The following is a 22,084-nucleotide window of genomic DNA, read 5'->3' as shown; positions in this document are numbered from 1 at the left end:
CATTCTAGCTAGGAGGTGTTTTTTGATTTGGAGATGTTGTCGTAGTTTCAAAATGGAACTGACCTTTTGAAATACTAATGACTACATAAAAATACGAGACCACTTGAACATGTTCCCTTATTTGTTGTCTTGCTCATTATCTTGTTTATACATGACTGTTCCCACTGTTACGAGAATAGTTAACAGAATCGGTACAACTCGAAAAACTCCCCAGTCAGGGTCATAGGCCAAAAAAATTGAAACTAGGTAAAAAATAATACTGGTGTATAGAAAGTTTTTATTCCCTTTTTTACGTCCTATTCCTGTTAAGATAGTTGCGATGATAAAACTAATCAAATTAGGTGCTAGGAAAATCATTATAACTATTCCCCAAGGATTTGACAGGCCTAAGAGCAAAAATAAGGCAAGATAAACGATAGCTAAATAAAAGGCGACTGCAAGGAAAATAGAAGCAAGACTGTTGTCTGGAGACTTCTTCTTAATGAGCTCTTGATTATTGACCTCTTGACCAGTCTTACCCTTATCTTGGCTTGTGTTGAAGTTTGTATGTTGTACTGACATCTTTCTCACCGACCCCTCTATTTGTTGCTAAATAGTTTAACTCTTTTCACCTTTATTATACTCCGTTTTCCTTGTTTTCAGCAGGGTAGATAGGCATTTGAGGCAATTTTTTTATGATGAATTATCTGGTTTTTGTTCCCTTTGTTTTTGATGGGAAAGAGTATTTTTAATTAGCACTAGAGTAACCAAACTTGACCCTCTGACACCTCAGTAAGTAATGAATAGCTTAGATAGTTAGAATTTAGTTTTTGTATGAGAAGATAGTCTAAAAAAAATACTATCCTAACAGACCTAATGGTTTGGTAAGGATAGTATTTTTGGTCGCTTTGAGAGAAGTGCTTTAAGGATTTTGTGAATTTTCATTAGATTTCCTTGTAATCCCATTAAAAGGAGGTCTTATCAATAATCATTCTAAATAGCCATAGAGTGTCAGTTATCTGTTTCTCAACGAACTAAAATGAGCATGTTTATAATTCTAAACACTCATTTAAAACTAATGTTATTAAAGCAATAAAAGGACTTTTCTAAAAATTATGAAAATTTATCGAATCTTATTGAAAAAAAGCTTTCAATGATTTAGAATGAAGCTATAAATGGGAAAAAGGAGTCTTTTTATTATGGACAAAAAAGTACATTATAAAATGCACAAAGTTAAGAAACAATGGGTAACCATCGCAGTTACAGGGATGTCACTCGGTGCAGTCTCAGCGGTTTCTTTAGGAACTAACGACGGTGTCGTTCAGGCCGACGAACACACGGATGCTACTGTAGCCATCCCCGATATTACTGTTGATACGGGTACTGTATCTAACGATACAACGGCTGCTCAGGATCCAACTACAGCAGTTGCAGCGACAAACGATGTCGCAACTGATCAAGCCGCTCCAACAGCAACTTTCGATTTGACAACTGATACAACAAATACAGTTGCAGCGAATGCTGTTGATACGGCAGCGACAGTCGGTACTGATCGTGCGGCAACTACAACAGATACAACAGCAACCAATGATACAGCTGTTGATACAACAAATAACAACACTACAACTGACACAACAACAGTTACTGATCGCGCAGCGACACGTGAACGTCGTGCGACTGGTGCTCGACGTGGTCCTACAGGAGGCCGTCGTGCTACCCCAGTTAACGGCAATACTAACAATGCCAACAATACTGTCACAGTAGTAAACAACGACCTTCCAGCAACTAACAATGTCGTAACTGATGGTCCAAGTCACATCAAAACAATTGATGGAAAACAATACTACGTTGAAGATGACGGCACTATTCGTAAGAACTATGTCCTTGAACGTAACGGCGGAAGCCAATACTTCAACGCTGAAACTGGTGAATTGTCTAATCAAAAAGAATACCGTTTCGACAAGAACGGTGGAACAGGTTCATCAGCTGATAGCACAAACACAAACGTTACTGTAAATGGTGACAAGAATGCCTTTTATGGTACAACTGATAAAGATATCGAACTTGTTGATGGTTACTTCACTGCCAACACATGGTACCGTCCAAAAGAAATCTTGAAAGATGGTAAAGAGTGGACTGCTTCAACTGAAAATGACAAACGTCCATTGCTTACAGTTTGGTGGCCAAGCAAGGCTATCCAAGCGAGCTACCTCAACTACATGAAGGAGCAAGGTCTCGGTACCAATCAGACCTATACGTCATTCAGCTCACAAACTCAGATGGACCAAGCAGCGCTTGAAGTTCAAAAGCGTATTGAAGAACGTATTGCGCGTGAAGGTAACACTGACTGGTTGCGTACAACTATCAAAAATTTCGTGAAGACCCAACCAGGTTGGAATTCAACTTCTGAAAATCTTGATAATAGTGACCACTTGCAAGGTGGTGCCCTTCTCTATAACAACGATAGTCGTACAAGCCATGCTAACTCTGACTATCGTCTCTTGAACCGCACACCAACTAGCCAAACAGGTAAACGCAATCCTAAGTATACTAAGGATACAAGTAACGGTGGTTTTGAATTCTTGTTGGCAAATGATATTGACAACTCAAATCCAGCGGTTCAGGCTGAGCAGTTGAACTGGCTCCACTACATCATGAACATCGGTACTATCACTGGTGGTTCTGAAGATGAAAACTTTGATGGTGTTCGTGTCGATGCCGTGGATAATGTCAATGCTGACCTTCTCCAAATTGCTTCAGATTACTTCAAAGCTAAGTATGGTTCTGATCAAAGCCAAGAACAAGCTATTAAGCACTTGTCTATCTTGGAAGCATGGTCTCACAACGATGCCTACTACAATGAAGACACCAAAGGTGCTCAATTGCCAATGGATGACCCTATGCACTTGGCATTGGTATATTCACTCTTGCGTCCAATTGGTAACCGTTCAGGAGTTGAACCACTCATTTCAAATAGTTTAAATGACCGTTCTGAAAGTGGTAAAAACTCTAAACGTATGGCTAACTACTCATTTGTTCGTGCCCACGATTCAGAGGTACAATCAATCATTGGTCAAATCATCAAAAATGAAATCAACCCTCAATCAACAGGGAATACCTTCACTCTTGATGAAATGAAGAAAGCCTTTGAAATCTACAACAGAGACATGCGTAGTGCTAACAAGCAATACACACAATATAACATCCCATCAGCATATGCCTTGATGCTTACGCATAAGGACACTGTGCCACGTGTTTACTATGGAGACATGTACACAGATGATGGTCAATATATGGCTAAAAAATCACCATATTATGATGCTATTGAAACCCTCTTGAAAGGTCGTATCCGCTATGCAGCCGGTGGTCAAGATATGAAGGTTAACTACATCGGTTATGGTAATACTAATGGTTGGGATGCTGCAGGTGTCTTGACATCTGTACGTTATGGTACAGGGGCTAACAGTGCTTCTGATGCTGGTACAGCAGAAACACGCAACCAAGGTATGGCAGTTATCGTTTCAAACCAACCAGCCCTTCGTTTGACAAGCAACTTGACAATTAACATGGGTGCGGCTCACCGTAACCAAGCTTATCGTCCATTGCTTTTGACAACAAACGATGGTGTGGCTACTTACTTGAATGATAGCGATGCTAACGGCATTGTCAAATACACTGATGGTAATGGTAATTTGACATTTAATGCAAACGAAATCCGTGGTATCCGTAACCCTCAAGTTGATGGTTACCTTGCCGTTTGGGTACCAGTAGGTGCTTCTGAAAATCAAGACGTGCGTGTAGCACCAAGTAAAGAAAAGAACAGCAGTGGTTTGGTTTACGAATCAAATGCTGCCCTTGATTCACAAGTTATCTACGAAGGTTTCTCTAACTTCCAAGACTTCGTCCAAAATCCATCACAATACACTAATAAGAAGATTGCTGAAAATGCAAACCTCTTCAAATCATGGGGTATCACATCATTCGAATTTGCACCACAGTACGTTTCAAGTGATGACGGTAGCTTCCTTGACTCAGTCATCCAAAATGGTTATGCCTTTACAGACCGTTATGATATTGGTATGAGTAAGGACAACAAGTACGGTTCATTGGCTGACTTGAAAGCAGCTCTTAAATCACTCCACGCTGTAGGTATCTCAGCGATTGCTGACTGGGTTCCAGACCAAATCTACAACCTTCCAGGTGACGAAGTAGTTACTGCAACTCGTGTTAATAACTATGGTGAAACTAAAGATGGCGCAATCATCAACCACAGCCTCTATGCCGCTAAAACACGTACCTTTGGTAATGACTACCAAGGTAAATATGGTGGTGCCTTCCTTGATGAATTGAAACGTCTCTACCCACAAATCTTTGACCGTGTTCAAATCTCTAACGGTAAACGCATGACTACTGACGAGAAGATTACGAAGTGGTCTGCGAAGTACATGAATGGTACTAACATTCTTGACCGTGGTTCAGAGTACGTGCTTAAGAATGGTCTCAACGGTTACTACGGTACAAATGGTGGTAAGGTTAGCCTTCCAAAAGTTGTCGGAAGCAACCAATCAACTAATGGTGATAACCAAAACGGTGATGGTAGTGGTAAGTTTGAAAAACATCTCTTCTCTGTAAGATACCGTTATAACAATGGTCAATATGCTAAGAATGCCTTCATCAAAGATAACGACGGAAATGTCTACTACTTTGATAATACAGGCCGTATGGCAATCGGTGAAAAGACTATCGATGGTAAACAATACTTCTTCCTCGCTAATGGGGTGCAATTGCGTGATGGTTACCGTCAAAACCGTAGAGGTCAAGTATTCTACTACGACCAAAACGGTGTCTTGAATGCAAATGGTAAACAAGATCCAAAACCAGATAACAACAATAACAATACATCAGGCCACAACCAATTCGTACAAATTGGTAATAACGTTTGGGCATACTACGATGGTAATGGTAAACGTGTGACAGGTCACCAAAACATCAATGGTCAAGAACTCTTCTTCGATAACAATGGTGTCCAGGTTAAAGGGCGTACTGTTAACGAGAATGGAACAATCCGTTACTATGATGCAAACTCAGGTGAAATGGCTCGCAACCGTTTTGCTGAAATTGAACCAGGTGTTTGGGCTTACTTCAATAATGATGGAGCAGCCGTAAAAGGTTCACAAAATATCAATGGTCAAAACCTCTACTTTGATCAAAATGGTCGTCAGGTTAAAGGTGCTTTGGCTAATGTTGATGGCAACCTTCGTTACTATGATGTAAATTCAGGTGAGCTTTACCGTAATCAATTCCACGAAATTGATGGTAGCTGGTATTACTTCGATGGTAATGGTAATGCTGTCAAAGGCATGGTTACTATCAACGGACAAAACCTCCTCTTTGATAACAATGGTAAACAAATCAAAGGTCATTTGGTTCGTGTGAACGGCGTTGTTCGTTACTATGATCCAAATTCAGGTGAGATGGCTGTTAACCGTTGGGTTGAAGTGAGTCCAGGATGGTGGGTTTACTTTGATGCTCAAGGCCGAGGACAAATCTAATCGTTTCCAAACTGTATGAACCGAGACAGTAGTCTCGGTTTTTATGGCATAACTGGGTTTCCGTAAAGACTGAGATGTGGACTGTGAATAGTCATTTAACCCTTTTCTTGGCTGAGTTGTGAAATACCTATGACTATTTGGTGCCCAGAATGACAGCAAAATAGCCTAATCCCAATGACTATTATTAATGCACAATTTAATACGAGAAAGCTTTAAAATTAGGGATTTTCATTAAATGGTTCCAATCTATTGACGAAGCGTCAAAGTCAATCTATACTAGGAGTAATACCAGTTATTTATTGGCATCCCTAGTCGAGGACTAGTCGCAGGCTTGGCCTGTGTCATTCCTAATAGGCCATTTCTTTAATAAATACAGTAAGGCTCTAGCCATTCAAAGATGAGAAGTAGTTGTGATAGTTTATAGTGTATTTCTTACGAGAGTGTCTTTAGGGAGAGAAAACTCCATTAAAGACTCATCATTTAAGTTATCGGGCTAATCTCATTTTGATGTCACTTTCATAAACTACTTGATAGATATTGCACATTAAAGCACTATTTTTTCACTTAGGGGTTAAAATGATTAAAGTTCTTACACCTTACTTGTAAAAATTCGATTCTCGTATTATAGTATATATAAGAGATATCAAAAATTTTAATCTTTGATAAGAACTTGTTAGCTTCTCCGAGGGAAAATGAAATCTTAATAGAAAAGATTTCCATGAGAACTTAGCAAGTATAGGATTTTATTTCTCATAAAAAGAAGAAAGGGGGAGTATTTTTGAGAGCCTATAGGGAAGATGCGACTGAAGCAGCAGCAAGAACTGCTGAAAAGCATATTGCACATAAATCAGCGGACTCTGATTTGGTTGATACTATAGATCTTTCTAAATTATTGACTAACCCAAAAAGTCGCTCTGACCACAGTGCCCCCTCTCCATTAGATTTTGCTAGAGCTGACGAAGCCCTCTTTGATAATCATGCCCAATCGGAAACCGTGAGGATTCCATCAAAGCAAGAGATTATTTTTCAAGGAGCGGATTCTAAAACTCCAGACCCTGAAGTCATGGAAAATCATGTTTTTACGGGGACTAGAGATAGGAAGACTGGCTTAATCGAATGGGACAAGGACAGTTATACCTATCCTAAGATATCGGTACCAGTTGTCCAGGGCTATTTCGCTGACCAAAAAGAAGCGGGTTTTAACGTTGTCACACCCTATGTGCCAACGGTAACGGAACATGTGACCTATAGGAAATTGGGACGCATTATCCCTGTGACAGAAGATGGGGAATATATTCCAGGTGCTTTGACTAAGCAATATAACAATAACAAAAAAGATCCACGAAAGGCGGGTGAGACAGCAACACCAGCTGTTCAAGATTATATGACAGATATTAAAAGTGTAGTACCGAACAAACCAGGAGGGGATACTCCGGTTGTGTATCGTAAAATTTTCAAGAAAGCCAGCATCACTTATATTGATGAAACTACCGGTGCTTACTTGGTTAGTGACCAGTTGACCGGGGAATTGGGTGAAGCGATTGAATACGGAACAGCAACACGTATCAAGACTTTCAAGGACATGGGATATGACTTGATTCAGGACGAATTCCCTAAAGATGCCATTTTTGATGATAAGGATATTGATGATCAAGAGTGGTTTGTCCTCTTGCAACACGATGTTGCCAAGGTAGGGCCTGACCATGAGCAAGTCCCAGATACTCCAATCAATCCTAATAATCCAGATGGACCTAAGTGGCCATCTAAGTATGCTTACGAAAAAGAAGTAAGCTTCACAGTCTTTTACAAGAGTACAGACGGCAATGCGGATTTACCAGATGCCGATGTGCAAAAGGCCTATTGGGTCCGTACCCTTACCTTTGACAAGGTCACAGGTGAGCTTGTTGACGAGACAGAATGGTCACCAAACAAGACCAAGTATTATGACATCTATGCACCAGTTGTTTTAGGCTATTTTGCAGATAGAGTAGAAGTTAAAGGTAGAGAAGTTACTGAAGATAACATCGAAGAAACCATTACCTACGTTCCACTTGGTAAAATCATTCCTATTGATGCAAATGGACGCTTGATTCCAAACGTTCCAACGCCAACCTTCAACAACGATGCCAATAACCCAACTAAGGTTAGTGAGACACTTGTTCCTCACATTCCGGGTTACCGTCCAATGCAACAAAGTGTCATGCCTGAGAGCTTGACAGACGATATTCTTGTTGAGTACGCTCCAATCCTTGAAGATGTAACGCAACCAACCTTGCAAACGGTCTTCTTCAAAGGAGCTGGCGAAGCAACACCGTCTGTTAATATCCAGTCTGACTTTACTTTCACTGGTAAGTACAATCAAGCAGAAGACACTTACACTTGGGATCAAGACAGCTATACCTTTGCTAAGGTTAATGTCCCAGTTATCGAAGGTTACTATGCGGACAAGGCAGTGGCTGGTATGCAGATTGTTACACCTGATAAACCAGAAGCTACAGACAGTGTTGTCTATAAAGAACTCGGTAAGATTATCCCTGTTGATACCTTTGGTAATCCAATCGCGGATGCAGAACCAGTTCATTATGCTAATGATCCTCAAGATGCTACGCAAGTTATTGAAACACCAGCACCACAAGTTGCCGGCTACCAGGCTGAAAGTGAATTGGTATTGCCAATTGACCTCAGCATGGACCAAACCTTGGTTTACGAACCAATCTTGGATGATATCACACAAGATACGAAACAAACGGTTACCTTCCAAGGTGCAGGCTACAAAGATCCAGTTATCAACATTCAAGATAGCTTCAGCTTCCACGGTAAGTTTAACCAAGTGGAACAAACAAGCACTTGGGATCAAGAAAGCTTCACTTATGATGTTGTAGAAGTTCCAGTAGTTGAAGGCTTCTATGCAGATAAACGTCAAGCTGGTGGTCTTGAAGTTCGCCCAGACCTTCCAGAAGTGGAAGATACTGTTACTTACACAGAACTTGGTAAGATTATTCCAGTAGATGATTATGGTACACCAATCGAAAATGCACCTACTCCAAGCTACAACAACGATCCTGAAGATCCAACCATGGCTATGGAAACAGTCGTTCCAGATGTTCTTGGTTACATTTCTGAAAAGGCCTTTATTACTCCAGAACACCCAGGTCAAGATACCAACGTGGTTTATGCTAAGGATGAGCAAAAAGCTATTATCCTTTACATGAATGAGCTTGATAAGTCAGAATTGACTCGTGATGTTGTTGTCGGAAGCTCAGGTGAGAAGATTGACTACTCTACTGATGAACAAATCGCAAACTTGCTCAAACAAGGTTATGAACTTGTCAACGATGGTTATGCAGAAGCCTTTGACCACACTTACAACGGTGATTCTGACTTTGATCAAGTCTTCGAAGTGGTTCTTCGTGAACGTTTGGTTCTTATCGACCCAGATATGCCAGCACCAGTTGCAGGTGAAGTCGTAGATCCAAATGATGTGAATAGCCCAGTTTGGCCAAATAGCGTAGAAATGCTTGAAAACCGTGCCGATGTGACACGTACCATCCAGTATGTCTTCGAAGAAGGTGGCTTGGCTAGCGACGACTACGTTGAAGTTCTTGATTTCAAACGTTTGGCTAATGTAAACCTTGTGACAGGTGCTATCAATTATGAAGCATGGTCAAGTACTCAAGCTGGCTTCTCAGCTGTTCCTTCACCAGAGGTTGTCGGATTTACACCAGACCGTATAGAAGTCGCTGAAATGACAGATGTTTCTGTGGAAACTCCTGAAATCATGGAAGTGGTTACTTACCTCAAGGATGCTCAGAAAGCTACAGTCACTTATGTTGACGGTACAACTCGTAAGAAACTTGAAGTGGTTGACTTGCTTGGTAAATCAGGCGAAGTGATTGAATACTCAACAATCGAACGTATCAAGTACTATAGCGACCGTGGTTATACTCTTCTTGCTGATGGCTTCACAAACGGCGTTATCTTTGATGGCGATTCTCATGTTGACCAAAACTTCATGGTTACCCTTCGTCATGGTACCGTTCAAGTAGGTCCAGATAACATCCAAGAAGCTGGTACACCAATCAACCCAGCAAATCCAGATGGTGCCAAATGGCCAGAACGCGAAAGCTACATCAAAGACGTAACCTTCACAGTTCTCTACACATCTAGCGATGGACAAGCAGAACTTCCTGCCAATAACATCCAAACTGCTCAATGGACACGTAGCTTGACTATTGATAAGGTTACAGGTGAAGAGCTTGGTTCAAGCTACTGGACTTCAAATAAAGGTCAGTTTGAAACAGTCATCACTCCTGAAGTAGAAGGTTACAGTGCTGATAAGGACAAGGTTGAAGGTAAGACAGTAGGTCAACGTAACCTTGAAGAAACCGTTGTTTATATCCCGCTTACAGGCGATATTAACGGTAAACCTAAGGAAGACAAGGCAGACGATATCGTTGTTGAAGAAATCCAAGACCTAGAAGTTCTCGACCAAGTCGAAGAGCAAGTGGAAGCTCATGATGGACCAGTCACTTATGGACCAGGCGATGACTTTGAAGCACCTGTTTCAAGTCAAGCTGAGGGTAAAGGCTCTAAACACAAGATGCCAATTAATCTCTCAAATGAGGAAGAAGCAAGCAAAGGTAAGATTGAAGAAACCATCAATATCGCAGGCTTCACCGTATCGGTAACAGGTCTAGGACTTGGCCGCAACGGACGTAAAAAGAAAAATAAAAAAGATCACAAAGATCAAAAGGACAAATAATATAAAGCCCTGAATGACTCAGGCATGCCCAGACAGAAAGAAAATCTCAAGTTGCTTAGTGCACTTGGGATTTTTTTGTGGATTACCTAACTGAGGTCTGTGGAAACTAAGTATTATAAACGTAAAAGAAGGCGTCAAAACATAAACAGACATTGATTAAATTGATGATAAAAACTATAATCTAGTTACAAGAGCTATGCACATAAATGCTCATTCCATTATTGTTAATGACTGGTTTTTCAATTCATGGTCGTTATAAAAAGAGGTACTATGTCTATTTCGTTTACTTATTGTGGCGTTGCATGTGGCGTCATCTCCATTGATAATCAATTTCATATCGGAATTGATCCTGACTTATCACCTAAGGGAACTTTGGTCCCTTTTAAAGGATTTGTCTCCGAGAAACAAACTGATGTTCATAAGGATAAGTCTCTTCTTAGTAAAGTTGATGTATGGCTAATTACTCATGGGCATCAAGATCATTTGGATGATGTAGGGAAAGATTATTTGAAGGGTAAAACAGTCATTTCTCCTAATAAGAAAATCTTAAATGGGTTATCTGGCTTAAATAACTTTGTTTTAAAATGGGGAGAAGAACAATCATTTCAAGTCGCTGACTATTGTATCACCATTAAAGCACTACCGGCTTATCATGCCAGCAACTACATCATACGAAAGATTGTTGGTAAAGTGAATGGTTATCAAATATCAATTACAAGTTCGTCAGAAACTAAAGTCATTTATTTTACCGGTGATACTGTTTTGTACCCAGGTTTAACAAAAAATGTTCCTCAAAATATAGATGCTATATTTGCTAATTTAGGCGCTGTAAAATCAGGTTCATTTGGTGGACCATTTACCATGGACTTGAAGATGTTAAATCGAATGAAAGATCTCCTTCAACCTAAAAGGATTTATCCCATTCATATAGATGATTATAGTCATTACAAGACAACTAAAAAAGAAGTTGAAGCAGCAGGCTATAAGGTTTTAGCTGTAGGTGAGACCATCGATATATAATTAAGTAGAATAAAGACTTTACATACTTTTGTATGGGAGTCTCACTTGTGGTAACATCACTTCTATACTACAATATAGGAAAACAATCATAAAAGGAGTATGCCATGCCAACTGAATATGAAAAGATGATAGCGGGTGACTTTTATAAACCAAGCGATCCTGAGTTACGTGCTCTAGCGGCCAGCTCAAGAGAAAAACAATGGGCCTTCAATGCTGAACATGACCGCCTCAAGAGGGCAGAGATTGTCAAATCTTGGTTTGGTTCGACTGGTGAAAATGTTGCCATGAATCCTCAGTTCGTTACGGATTACGGTGTTAATATCCATATTGGTGAAAATTTCTATTCCAACTGGAATTTGACTATGCTGGATATCTGTCCTATCACGATTGGTGACAATGCCATGATTGGCCCTAATTGTCAGTTTTTGACGCCCTTGCATCCGCTTGATCCAACCGAGCGTAATTCAGGCATTGAATATGGTGCTCCAATTACGATCGGTGATAATTTCTGGGCCGGTGGAGGCGTGACTATCCTCCCAGGAGTGACCTTAGGGGATAATGTAGTTGCTGGAGCAGGAGCCGTGGTAACCAAGTCCTTCGGTGACAATGTGGTTCTAGGTGGGAATCCGGCGCGTGTAATTAAGGAAATTCCTGTAAAGAAAGACTAAATATAGCAACTCAAGGATTCTAGGTCCTTGAGTTTTCTATTTTTTGAAAGAATCTATTGACTTGAGCTAATAATTCTTCTATACTGCTAGTTAGCTAACAATATAGTTAAGGAGTCATTTTTTTGGACCATTTTGGACGCTTGTTAAAACAAGCCAATAATAATATGATGCGTCATTTTGACCAGTTTGCTAGGCAGTATGACTTGACTGGAAATCAGATGGCTGTCATTGATTTTATAACCAATTATGCGGATCAAGAAGTCTTTCAACGTGACATTGAGCACGAATTTGAAATTCAGCGTTCGACAACGACAGTGCTCTTACAGCGAATGGAGAAGAAAGGCCTGATCGAACGCCACACATCTTCAAAAGATGCTAGGCAAAAGGCAGTTGTTCTCACGGATAAAGCCCTTAATATCGCTTCTGCCTGTCAATCTTATCTTCGAAAAGAGGAAGAAGAGTTTGCCCAGCAATTTTCAGCTAAAGAGAGAGAAGTCTTTCTCAAAATCTTACAACACTACCGTAATATTTAAGTTTATCTAGGAGGAACAAATACTTATGTCAGACGAAAAAATCTCCACCAAGGTCCTGTGTGCCATCTTTGCGACAGGAATCCTTTCATTTTGTGGAGTAGCTGGTGAAACAGCTATGAACATCACCTTTCCTGTATTGATGAAGGCATTCTCAGTCAATACGTCAACCGTACAGTGGGTTACAACCATTTATCTCCTAGTGGTCGCTTGTGTGGTTCCCTTATCTGCCTATCTCAAGCGCTCGTTTAAGATGAAAACCATCTTTCTGGTCGCAAACCTCTTGTCTATTTTAGGTGTTCTCATCGACTTTATAGCGCCTAGTTTTAGCTTTGTTGTTTTGGGACGATTGGTTCAAGGGATGGGTGTTGGTTTTGCCCTACCTCTCATGTTTAACATCATTTTGGAGCAGGTGCCAAGTCGTAAGATTGGTCTCATGATGGGAGTTGGAACACTGATTACAGCCGTTGCTCCAGCCATTGGCCCGACTGTTGGTGGTCTCTTGACAGCACACTTTGGTTGGCGTTCTATCTTCCTCGTCCAGTTTCCTATTCTATTGGCTTCACTGATTGCAGGGATTCGCTCAATTGAGCAAAAGAGTGAGGTGCAACGTGAATCTTTGGATTTTCTCAGTCTACTAGCTACTATCTTTCTTTTCTTGGGCTTGATTTTAGGCCTTCATGGGGTTGCTGACCATGCTTTCGTTAGTTTCTCAGTTCTTGGTTGGCTTTTGATTGGTATCTTAGGTCTTGTCCTTTTGATTTGGCGTTCAACAACATTGGACAAGCCTATTATCAACCTCTCTATTTTGAAAAATCGTAAACTGACAGGTCATATCATCGCTTTCTTCTCTTTCCAATTGGGGTCCCTTGCGATGAGTTTTCTCTTGCCAAACTATGTGCAATTGGTTAACCACTCGAATACAACTTCTGCAGCCTTAATGTTGCTTCCAGGTGCTATTATCGGTGCAGGATTCGCTCCGTTCTCAGGTATCATTTTAGATAAGATGGGAGCACGTAAACCGATTCTGATTGGAGCAATCCTTATCGTACTTGCACAGTTGTTATTTAGCTTGTTTGGTCTCTCTCTTTCCAATACGTTGATCCTCGTCTTTTACATGATTTTCATGACGGGGCTTGGCGTTTCCTTTGGTAATGTCATGACCAATGGACAGAAACAACTGTCACTTGATCAACGCGCTGATGCCAATGCCATTTTTAATACGCTCCAACAATTTGCAGGAGCAGTGGGAACAACCCTAGCATCTCTAATTGTTGCTATGAGTCAAGCTAATCACAAGGTTGACTTTGCACAAGCAACGGCTCAAGGTAGTCGAAATGGCTTTATGGTCTTATTTGCTCTAGCCATTTTCCAACTCCTTGTCTTAGTTAGCGTAGTCAAAAAGAATGATTAATAACAAGTTTGAAGCAAAGGAAACATGCTTTCCCTTGCTTTTTCTTTTCTTAAATGAAATACTAATCTTACTGCAAATTTTAGTGTTGCTTTAAGGTTTATGACTTATAATAACCTTAAAGAATTAACCAGTCTTCGATGAAGATACTAGAAGGAAGGGAAGGCCCATGTCTTTACTTAAGAAAATTCATCCTGACCAGCCGCTCAAGGAACTGAGATGGTTTGATATCGGTATTGTTACGCTGATTATGTTTGGTCAGTTTATTGTTCGTTCGACACAGATGTATTTGGCCAGTTTGTCTCCAAGCCTTTCTACCGCAATCAGTGAGACATCAACAAATACAGCCAGTGAAGGAGCAGCTTACTCTAGCAATTTCACCTTGCAGATTATCCTCCTAGCCTTAGCGATTATTTATCTCTGGATACGTCATTTTGACTTTAAACAATTGCCAATCCGTCTAAAGTGGTCTGTTCTCTTTTGGGTACCCTTTATTTTCGCTATCATGGGCTTATTTGCTGATATGGTAAGTACTTTGTCAGGACAATATAATTATTTTAGTCCTCAGGTTCTAGCTTTTATTAGCCCTATGGCTGTGATTGATAAGTTTATGGCATTGTCACCTATGGCGATTGCTTATGGTTTGCTCAACGGTTTCTACGAAGAATTTTTCTTCCTAGGACTCTTGACCTCGGTTAAGGATAAGTATAAGTGGTTGGTCTTGCTCTTTTCAACCGTTGTTCGTGTGTCCTTCCATACCTATCAGGGTATGCTATGGGCTCTGGTTATCGGTGTGGCCTTTGGTCTCCTCTATTATTTCCTTTATAAATACAAGGTTAAAAACTTGCTTCCATTTTTCCTCGTTCATGCCTTAGCAGATATGTTTGGCTCGAGCTTAATTTATCTCTTGGTAAACTGGAATTATTAGTCAAACAACTCCCTTCGTTTAAGTACGAGGGGAATTTTTGTGCTCAATTAACCCAAGAAAAACTCTAAACGACTAGCTGATTGTAATGATTATTGATTAGGAAAAGATTTGATTTTTATTAAAAATATGAGATAATAGATTTGGACTAATTTTAAAACAGCAATTTTAGAGGGAGACAATGATGTCAAAACGACTATTTTCGGATGAGCCGAATGCCCCCAAACCCCTTAAGGAGCTTTTCTGGGAAAATGCAGAAAAAGCTCGTATGGGGGAATTTTGGAAAGACAAAAAGAGTTACAGAGAGCTCTCAGAAGCCACGGGGATTCCATCAGGAAGCCTTCGGATGCTTTTTATGAACAAGCCTAAGGGAAATATCCCAAAGATTGTAACCATTACTAACGGTCTGGCCAAGGTGACTGGGAAAAACATTACACTTGGAAAGCTCTTGGCTCGAGACAATCAGTATGAAGTTTTTGAGTTTCCAAGAGATCCTGATCAAGTCACCCAAAACTTGTGGCACAATATTCGCAAGAAGCTGGAAATCACGGAAGATATGGATGAGGGAGAAGTCAGAGAACGTATGACAGCATTTGTAGTCTCATCTGGTATGGCTCAAACCAACTATAACCTGATCAATCAAAGCGGAACAGTTTCCCTTGATACTTTGGAAAAATTTTCAAAAAGACTTAGAGTTGAGCCTTATGAATTGTTGGCTACCATCAGACGAAGGGAGATTATTGATAGGGATGATTTCCCTGTTCCTAAGGAAAATGTTAGCGACTACCACATCGATATTGGCAAGCTCAATACTTTCATTAAATCACAACCTTACTCGCCCAACGGTCAAGAGGCAGCCTCTGCAGACTTAAGCCCACAGAATCTTTATCATTATTATTCAAAAGGAACTATCGGAGATATGCCCATAAAAACGGCCTATAAGTTTAAAAGACTTGTAGATATTTATGAAGCGGAATATGGTCCCCTTGAACCTTCAAGTCGAGTTTTAGATGTCAAGGAACTGGAAAGCTTCCTTTATAGCGGTATGATTACTGGTTATGCCATTGCTAAGACAGGGTTGATGAATGCGACCAATGGAAATCTCTATATTAAGGGCAAACGTCCTATCGAATCCATGCAACTGGATCGTGCCTTCGGTCTCTATAAACACCTAAAAAGACTGAAAAAGGAGCAATAAATTCTTTACCTAACAAAAAGCCAAAATCAGAATGCTGATTTTGGCTTTTTGTTTGTTTTTTTATCTGTATGACTAGTAAGAATAATTTTAGTCGATTTTCACACTTATTTTACAATTGCTTCGCACGTCCATTTTCATCAAAGTGATAAGTCACACCATTGATGGTACGTGTTTGGTTGGTTACAAGCTCACCAGAGTTTTCGTCATAATAACGAGTTCCCTTGTAGTCTGTAACGAAATCACCCTTCACTTGTTTACCTTCATAATCAAAGTAGAGGTGTTGACCATTGACGACTTGATCGAAGAGGAGAGCCTTACCATCGTTACCGAAGTAGTACCAGTTGCCTTTCCAATTAACGAATTGATTGGTTACAGCAGCTCCAGTCTCAGCATCGAAGTAGTAGTAACTATAGAGTTTAGGTTTGATGATAGTACTGCTAGATGTATGAGGATATCTAGATGATTCTTTTTGCTCAGGACTAAGCACTTCATCTTTTGCGAGAAAACCAGTAACTGAGCTAACTGACCAGGTATTATCAAGGTAATAGAGTTTGCCATCTATTTCTTGAAGACCTAAAAGTTTGTTACCATTTTCATCAGTATAGTACCATTGAGGGCCTACTTGATGGAATCCTTTTTCTCTGACTGCGGCTCCAGTAACTTTATCATAGAAAGGTCCAGAACCGTAAGGTCCAAAAGTTCCTCGACGGGCTTGTCCATCTTCATAGAACGAATAGGTTACACCATTAATGGTTTGAGAATCAGAAAGTGGTTTTCCATCTTTATCATAATAGAAGAGACCATTATCAACATGAACAAATTGGTTCCGTGGGACTTCCTTCTGTTCACCGGTATCCTTATCATAGTAGTGGCCGTTTTTAACCACGTTTTTGAATTGTGTTCCGAGGTGGTCGTCAAAGTAGACAGGGACACCATCAATGGTATGAGCACCTTTTAGAATATTACCTTGTTTATCTGCATAGAACCACTTACCTCGAGTTGTAAAGTAACGACCCTTAACAAGTTCACCAGTATCCTTGTCGTAATACTTAACTGGGGTACCGAAGACAACAAAGTTATCATAGAGAACATTAATGCCATCTTCATCTACAAAGTCATCTTTAGCTTGTATTCCAAATACCTTGTCGAAATGCACCTGAACGCCATTGATGACGTGGTCCCCTTTAAGGATTTTTCCATTTGAACCGACATAATACCAATGGTTATTAATATTATGGTAACGATTTTTTTCGAGTGTGATTCTCGCACCAGAGTCTTTATCATAGTAGTAACCGTCGTCTCCAAAATCACCTTTAATTTGTCGGCCATAATAAGAATCAAAGTAGACAGGAACATTATTTATGGTTTGTGAACCTTTTAATGGTTTTCCTTCAGCATCCACATAGTACCAATATTTGTCTACATTGACATAACGGTTGGTCACGAGTGCACCAGTTGAGGTATCATAGTATTTACCATTACCTCCAAAGTCACCTTTCACTTGAGCACCGGTCTTATTATCGAAATAGTACTCTTTACCATCAATAAGAGTAGCACCTTTCACGGGGGTACCTTTTGCGCCAATAAAGTAGTTTTTGTCTTTAACTGTTACGAATCGGTTAGTTACTAGCTTACCAGTGTGTTCATCATAATAGCGGTTTTCCTTATCGAAATCACCTTTTATTTGAATACCATTTTCATCGAAATAGACCTGAGCCCCATTGATGATATGGCTACCCTTTATGATTTGTCCGCTATTATTGAGATAATACCATTTTCCTTTGATTTCAACAAAACGATTGGTTCCTAAATTAACGAAAACACCATCCTGATCGTAAAAGTGTCCATTAGGAGCAAAGCGGTCAATGATTTGAGTACCGGATTTATCATCAAAGTATACTGATCTACGATTAATTCGATACTCACCTTTCACGGGGTTCCCATTATCATCTAGATAGTAACGTTCATATTGTTTCGTATCGTTGCTGTAGGCTACGATAAATTGACTTTTGAGAAGGGCACCAGAATCTTTGTCATAGAAATTTAGTTTTTTAGCATTATTAGGATCCTTTGCAAAAACGCCTTTAGCTTGCACGCCATTTTCTTTATCGAAATAGACTTGAACCCCATCAATAGTTTGTGGTCCAGTCAGGTCATTACCATTGGCATCTCGGTAATGCCATTTACCGTTTTGGTCACTGTAATATTGACCACCTGTAATGTTTACGTTCTCATTAATAACAGGAGTTGTTGTAGTTGTTTCACTAGTTACACTGTCTCTTGTTGAAGCTGCGTGTGCTTCAACGGTTGTTGTTTCAGTAGGTGCTTGACTTTTATTAGTGGTTGCAGAAGTTGTTCCTCTAGTATTTTCCGAACTTGCTAACTCTGGAGCACTTGTTGAACTTTCAGCAGAAGATATTGCTTCAATACCCTTTGTTTCAACTAAGTCTGCTGTTGTTTCAACATTGGCTGTAACACTTGTTGTTGTGTCAATCTTGTGTGTTTCACCAGTAGTTACTTCATCCGCAAAAGCAGCTCCTGCAATAAGCGCAAAACTTGCAAGAGCTGATGCACATGAAAATGCAATAAGATACTTTTTAGATATTTGATGTTTGACCTTATTATTTGTTTCCATAACAAATACCTCCCCTTTTTAATTTATATTATAATGCAATAAGAAAGCCTTTTCAATATTAAAAATAAAAAGGCTTTCTTTTAATGTGAAGAGATTGATAAAAGAGAATAACATCTATTTTTCTGGCTATTAGGTGAGATTTTTCCAGTTCTTAGTAATTCAAACAATTATCAAAAAACAAAAAAAATCCAGGACCTGCGCCCTGGATTTAGGAGATTATGAAAAAGAAAAGTTTTAGGATGCTTATAGTATATAAAGCAAAGCCTAAAGTTTTCTTAAAGTGGACAAAATTAATTTTCGTGGATTTTAAAAAGGAAGTTGAAATTAATCAACTTCCTCTAGTATAGATATCTGTGAGAAAAACTTAGTCTATTTTACTAAAATCCTTATAATTGCTTCGCACGTCCATTTTCATCAAAGTGATAAGTCACACCATTGATGGTACGTGTTTGGTTGGTTACGAGCTCACCAGAGTTTTCATCATAATAACGAGTTCCCTTGTAGTCTGTAACGAAATCGCCCTTAACTTGTTTACCTTCATAATCGAAGTAGAGGTGTTGACCATTAACGACTTGATCGAAGAGGAGAGCCTTACCATCCTTACCAAAGTAGTACCAGTGTCCATCTGCGTAGACGAATTGGTTAGTTACCGCAGCTCCAGTTTCAGCGTCGAAGTAGTAAGTTGGATTGTCTTCTGCTCTATTTGGGAAGGAAATATAAAAGTAAGGTCTAGCTAATTGTCCACGAACTTGTTCGTGCGTTTCGTATTTGTTCATTGGATTGGCAGAGAAATAGTAAAGTTTTCCATCAATTTTTTTGAAACCTGCGACTTTTTTACCATTTTCTAGGTAGAACCAACTACCGCGAGATTTAACAAAACCAGTTTTTTCTACAGCTTCGCCAGTTTCATCATCATAGTAAGGTGGATTTTGATATATGTTAAAGGAACCACGAAGGACCCTTCCGTTTTGCTCAATATAGTAATCCTTACCATCAATACTTATATTCCCAGTTCGTCCATTACTGCTAAGGTAGTATAAATCATTACCAATCTTTATAAACTGATCATGAGGGAGTTCTTTCCCTGCACCACTATCTTTATCGTAGTAGTAACCATTAAGAACAGCATCCTTAGCTTGAACACCATCATCATCAAAGTAAACGTGTACCCCATCAATGGTTTGTGAGCCTTTAAGGATATTTCCTTCCGCATCTGCATAGTACCATTTACCATCATGGCTGAAGTATTGACCTTTTACAAGAGCTCCAGAATTTTTATCATAGAACTTACTAGGTGTTTCATAAGTATTGTAGTTATCTTCACTGATTACTCGACCATTAGAATCAACTAATTCCCCCTTAGTTTGAATACCGTTATATGGATTAAAATTGACTTGAACTCCATCAATGATTTGGTCCCCTTTTAGAATCTTGCCTTCAGCATTGACGTAGTACCAATTATCATTAACTTGGACATAGCGATTTGTCCCTAAATATACTTTAGCACCAGAATCTTTGTCGTAGAAGTAGCCATCGTTACCAAAGACACCTTTGGCTTGTCTACCCCCATAAGGATCAAAGTATACAGGAACATTGTTAATAGTTTGAGAGCCTTTAAGTGGTTTTCCGTCATTGTCTACATAATACCAGTCTTTGCCAACTTGGACATAACTATTGGTTACAAGTGCACCAGTAATTCCATCATAGTATTTATCGTTACTAGCAAAATCTCCCTTAACTTGGGCTCCAGTTTTCTCGTCAAAGAAGTACTCAGTGTTGTCAATGACTGTTGCTCCTTTGATGGCTTTGCTATCGGAACCGATAAAGTAGGTTTTGTCTTTGACTGTTACGAAACGATTAGTAACTAAATTTCCAGAGTCTTTATCGTGAAATTGTTTGTTGTAGTCAAAATCTCCTTTAACCTGTTTACCACCATATTCAAAATAAACGTGAGCGCCGTCAATAGTTTGCTCACCTCTCAAGATTTTTCCATCTTCACCGACATAGTACCAGTTGCCTTTGACCTGAACATAACGATTGATACCAAGGTTGACACGATTACCGTCTTGATCGTAAAAATAGCCATCGTCAGCAAAATTGTCGAAAACCTGGCTTCCCTCGTAGGTATCGAAGTAGACTTGTTTACCGTCAATTGTTTGAGGACCAGTTAACCGAATTCCTTGGTCGTTAACATAATAACGTTCATTTCGATGTTTGTAAGGATTATAAGCGATAACGTATTGATTGGTGGCAAGAGCACCAGTATCCTTATCGTAGTATCGAGATTTATTATCTCCCTCATCTTTGACAAAATAACCTTTGACTTGAGCTCCGTATGATCGAAAGTAAACCTTAATGCCATCAATGATTTGTGGTCCCTTTAAAATAGCACCATCATTTCCAGCATAGTACCATTCACCGTTTAATTCGAAATAGCGGTTTGTTCCGAAATCCACTTGTTTACCATATTTGTCATAATAACGGCCATCAGGAGCAAAATTGTTTTTAATTAGTTCACCATACTGCTCAAAATAATACCACGCTCCATTAACTTCTTTGGAACCAATTGTCTTATTACCATTTTCATCAACGTAATAGGTTCTACCATATTCTTCAACGAATTTATTAGTAACAAGAGCACCAGAGTCTTTGTCATAATAGTGACCGTCCCAGCCAAAGTTCCCTTTAACCTGAACACCGCTTGGATTGAAGTAGACCTTAACGCCATCAATAGTTTGTGGTCCAGTCAGGTCTTTACCGCTAGCATCTTTATAATGCCAGTAGCCATGTTCGTCTCTATAGTATTGACCACCAGTGACATTGGTTTCACTATTGGTATCTGCGGTTGCTGTTGCCGTTTCACCGGCAACTCGGTCTGTAGTTACAGCCTCACGTGTTTGGCCTGTGGCTGATTCTGTTGAAGCTTGGCTTTCACTTGCAGTTGTTGAGGCTATTTCACTAGCGTTTTCCGAACTTGCAGCAGAAGGTGTGGCTTGTTCTGAGACATTTGTAGTGCTTTCAGTGCTAGTCACATTTTCAGCAGTAGCAGGTGCTTCGACAACCTTTGTTTCAACGAGGTCTGCTGTGGTTTCCAGATTGGCAGTGGTAGCAGCAGTTGCATCAAGGTTTGATGCGTTGTCAGTTTTAGCTTCCTCAGCGAAGGCAGGTTTTGCGATAAAGGCAAAACTTGCAAGAGCAGTTGCACATGAGAATGCAATCAGACGTTTTTTGGACCTAGGTCCAGTAAAATTAGAATGTACTTTCATACTTTTTCCTCCTTTTTCCTAAGTCTTATTATAGCGCTATTTTAGAGACTTTCAAGGAAATATAAGAAATTTAGACAAAAATAAGAAAACGATTACATTATAAAGTGACTAACAAGGTAAATGTCACAATTTTAGCAG

General features: G+C 39.7%; 11 protein-coding genes. 8 read left to right on the top strand and 3 right to left on the bottom strand.

What is annotated here, in order from left to right; genetic code table 11:
• Window positions 1–117 precede the first annotated feature (117 nt).
• Window positions 118–561 carry a hypothetical protein gene (locus SSAL8618_RS07145; RefSeq protein WP_038676436.1) on the bottom strand — a complete coding sequence of 148 codons (444 nt, stop codon included), beginning with the start codon at window positions 559–561 and terminating at the stop codon, window positions 118–120.
• 617 nt (window positions 562–1,178) lie between these two features.
• On the opposite strand from SSAL8618_RS07145, the gene SSAL8618_RS07140 reads away from it, so the two are divergent.
• From SSAL8618_RS07140 to SSAL8618_RS07105, 8 genes are all read left to right on the top strand, one after another.
• Window positions 1,179–5,531: a glycoside hydrolase family 70 protein gene (locus tag SSAL8618_RS07140; RefSeq protein ID WP_080730933.1), complete on the top strand. Its 4,353-nt coding sequence runs from the start codon at window positions 1,179–1,181 to the stop codon at window positions 5,529–5,531.
• Between the two features lie 778 nt (window positions 5,532–6,309).
• Complete coding sequence (locus SSAL8618_RS07135) at window positions 6,310–10,293, top strand: mucin-binding protein (protein WP_038676434.1); 3,984 nt, start codon at window positions 6,310–6,312, stop codon at window positions 10,291–10,293.
• Window positions 10,294–10,563: 270 nt separating this feature from the next.
• The gene (locus SSAL8618_RS07130; RefSeq protein ID WP_038676432.1) at window positions 10,564–11,313 is read left to right on the top strand and encodes an MBL fold metallo-hydrolase; all 750 of its coding nucleotides are present in this window, start codon (window positions 10,564–10,566) and stop codon (window positions 11,311–11,313) included.
• A 104-nt stretch (window positions 11,314–11,417) separates the two neighbouring features.
• Window positions 11,418–11,981, top strand: coding sequence for a sugar O-acetyltransferase (locus SSAL8618_RS07125; protein ID WP_021143865.1), 564 nt, complete (start codon window positions 11,418–11,420; stop codon window positions 11,979–11,981).
• A gap of 122 nt (window positions 11,982–12,103) precedes the next feature.
• The gene (locus SSAL8618_RS07120; RefSeq protein ID WP_021143866.1) at window positions 12,104–12,514 is read left to right on the top strand and encodes a MarR family winged helix-turn-helix transcriptional regulator; all 411 of its coding nucleotides are present in this window, start codon (window positions 12,104–12,106) and stop codon (window positions 12,512–12,514) included.
• A gap of 25 nt (window positions 12,515–12,539) precedes the next feature.
• On the top strand, window positions 12,540–13,925 hold the full coding sequence (locus tag SSAL8618_RS07115; RefSeq protein WP_038676429.1) for an MFS transporter: 1,386 nt from the start codon (window positions 12,540–12,542) through the stop codon (window positions 13,923–13,925).
• Between the two features lie 166 nt (window positions 13,926–14,091).
• Window positions 14,092–14,850: a CPBP family intramembrane glutamic endopeptidase gene (locus SSAL8618_RS07110; protein ID WP_038676426.1), complete on the top strand. Its 759-nt coding sequence runs from the start codon at window positions 14,092–14,094 to the stop codon at window positions 14,848–14,850.
• Between the two features lie 181 nt (window positions 14,851–15,031).
• Window positions 15,032–16,045: a hypothetical protein gene (locus tag SSAL8618_RS07105; protein WP_038677028.1), complete on the top strand. Its 1,014-nt coding sequence runs from the start codon at window positions 15,032–15,034 to the stop codon at window positions 16,043–16,045.
• A gap of 109 nt (window positions 16,046–16,154) precedes the next feature.
• On the opposite strand, the gene SSAL8618_RS07100 is transcribed toward SSAL8618_RS07105, so the two are convergent.
• The gene (locus SSAL8618_RS07100; protein ID WP_038676424.1) at window positions 16,155–18,680 is read right to left on the bottom strand and encodes a glucosyl transferase; all 2,526 of its coding nucleotides are present in this window, start codon (window positions 18,678–18,680) and stop codon (window positions 16,155–16,157) included.
• Window positions 18,681–19,066: 386 nt separating this feature from the next.
• Window positions 19,067–21,946, bottom strand: a complete 2,880-nt coding sequence (locus tag SSAL8618_RS07095) for a glucosyl transferase (RefSeq protein ID WP_038676421.1) — start codon at window positions 21,944–21,946, stop codon at window positions 19,067–19,069.
• Window positions 21,947–22,084 lie beyond the last annotated feature (138 nt).

The organism is Streptococcus salivarius (assembly GCF_000785515.1).
Classification (GTDB): Bacteria; Bacillota; Bacilli; order Lactobacillales; family Streptococcaceae; genus Streptococcus; species Streptococcus salivarius.
The sequence above is the reverse complement of the archived record's forward strand: the minus strand, read 5'-3'. Positions and strand labels throughout refer to the sequence as shown.